Raw genomic sequence first — 1,790 nt, 5'->3', positions numbered from 1 at the left:
CCTGGCTCGAGCACTACAACACTGAACGACGCCACTCAGCCCTCGGAGGCCTACCACCACTCAATCGCCTGGCACCAACGTGACGGCCGAGTACACCTAGCTGTTATTCAGCCGCACTGTGGGCGGATCCATTCGCGTCCGGGCTGCACACGCTGCACGCGGTAAAGCCTTCCTCCAGGGCCTCCACCAGCGTCAACCTCTCCTGCTGGTGGCCAGCCAGCAGCTGGCAATCAGCTTGGTGGAATCGCTTCCGCCCGGGAACGATACATACATCGCTCTTCCCCGCGCCGCGCCCCTCGTCTCCGGACGCGGTCCCCGAATCTGGTACCGCGGCGGCTTGCGCTGGATGCGCCGTCGCCGCCGGGGCTGGTTCGTCGTACTCCCCAGCGCTGGCGGCCGCCGTCGGCGTTCGAGCCTTCGCATCCCTAATGGCAGTGGACGCCGAGAGCTCCTCGTCAGCCAGCTCGTCCTGGCTCGATACTGGAACCCCACCGGATCCCGCTGTAGCCGACCCGTCGGCGACAGACACATCGGCTTCCGTGCCGCCTGCGCCGCTGGAACCTTCCTCACTGCTGGTGGCCTCAACGGTGGTTGCCTGACCGGCTCGGTGGCGCTTCCAAGCAGCAACAGCCAACACGAGCACACACAGTCCCGCCAGGACGAACGCAATGTAGGCTAGCAGCAGGCTGTCACCGATCCAGGCCGCCACCGCACACGCTGCGGCGGCGACTATCAACACGACGAGTACCATCGCGGCGCTTCCCTCCTAGTCGCTGTCCATTGTCCTACCAGTGCCGGCGCCGACACGCCGGGCATCCCGTCAGCTACCTGCAGCGCGGCATGGTATGCACAAGCGCGGTATTGGCCAACGTATCCTAATCGCGTGCACTCAGCACCAGCCGCGTTCGCAGCTCATCAGAGAGTTGAGAGCCCGATGCAAACACGTCAGTAGGGAATTCGGCTATCTCAGCGATAAACCCGGCATCCGGGAGCCTATGGTCTTCGCAGCGGCCTGATCGGCTGCGCCGACCCATTCGGCATAGTGGCGTAGCTCTTTTAGACATTGTTTCAGAATGATCTTGTGAGTTGGCGGCGGCAGATGAGGACGCAACCGAGGTGGAGGAGTCCGTGGTGAATGTCGGCGCGGCATTCGTAGCAGGTTCGGAGCCGTTTGTAGTGATGTAGCCAGGCGGACGGCACGTTCGACGACCCACCGTATGGTACCGAGCCCGCAAGCCGTGCGTGGTGTTTTTGCGCGTGATGTGTGGGCTGATGCGCTTGTCGTGCACCGCGTGGCGCGGGCATTCGTAGCCACGATCGACGTAGCGCCATCGTGGCCGGTGACGTGGCCGCCCCGGTGTACCGCGGATCGGTAGGATCGCCTCGCATAGCGGCAGCAGCTAGCCCAGCAGCAGCTCAGGCACCAACTCCTCGACCACCCGGCCAGGGTGTCAAGCCGTGATCAACAAACCCGAGCAGACACGCCAACCATTCTGAAACGACCTCTTACTCGCAGGAGGACACGGCCCCTGGGGGCCTGCTGGCCTCCGCACGCGTCGGTTCCAGTGGTGTCGAGCCGACTGTCGGTGAGGTCAGTCGGCAGTGTCGCCGTCATGGGGCGCCTCGTGGATACGCTCGCGTTGGGTGCGTGGGAGCCGGGGTGTGAACCTGGGTGGCATGGCCTGGGTTGAGGTTAGCCGCACGGTGATGTGGGCGGCGGTGAAGGCGAGTGCTACGGCTCCGGCGAGTACGAGGCCGAATTCGCGCAGGGCGGCCACGCTGGAGGCGGT

3 protein-coding genes are annotated in these 1,790 nt (G+C 64.7%); 1 reads left to right on the top strand and 2 read right to left on the bottom strand.

Going from position 1 to position 1,790, the window contains the following annotated elements:
• Positions 1–83 (top strand): integrase core domain-containing protein (locus CHB84_RS22125; protein ID WP_141134792.1); only part of this gene is annotated, 83 nt, incomplete at its 5' end.
• Positions 84–103: 20 nt separating this feature from the next.
• On the opposite strand, the gene CHB84_RS22120 is transcribed toward CHB84_RS22125, so the two are convergent.
• The gene (locus CHB84_RS22120) at positions 104–751 is read right to left on the bottom strand and encodes a hypothetical protein (RefSeq protein WP_089303570.1); all 648 of its coding nucleotides are present in this window, start codon (positions 749–751) and stop codon (positions 104–106) included.
• An 841-nt stretch (positions 752–1,592) separates the two neighbouring features.
• A partial coding sequence (locus CHB84_RS23335) for a hypothetical protein (protein WP_217898700.1) occupies positions 1,593–1,790 on the bottom strand: 198 nt, incomplete at its 5' end.

This window comes from Haloechinothrix alba, from assembly GCF_900188115.1.
GTDB lineage: Bacteria > Actinomycetota > Actinomycetes > Mycobacteriales > Pseudonocardiaceae > Haloechinothrix > Haloechinothrix alba.
Note: the sequence above shows the minus strand (reverse complement) of the source record. Positions and strands in the feature narration are given on the sequence as shown.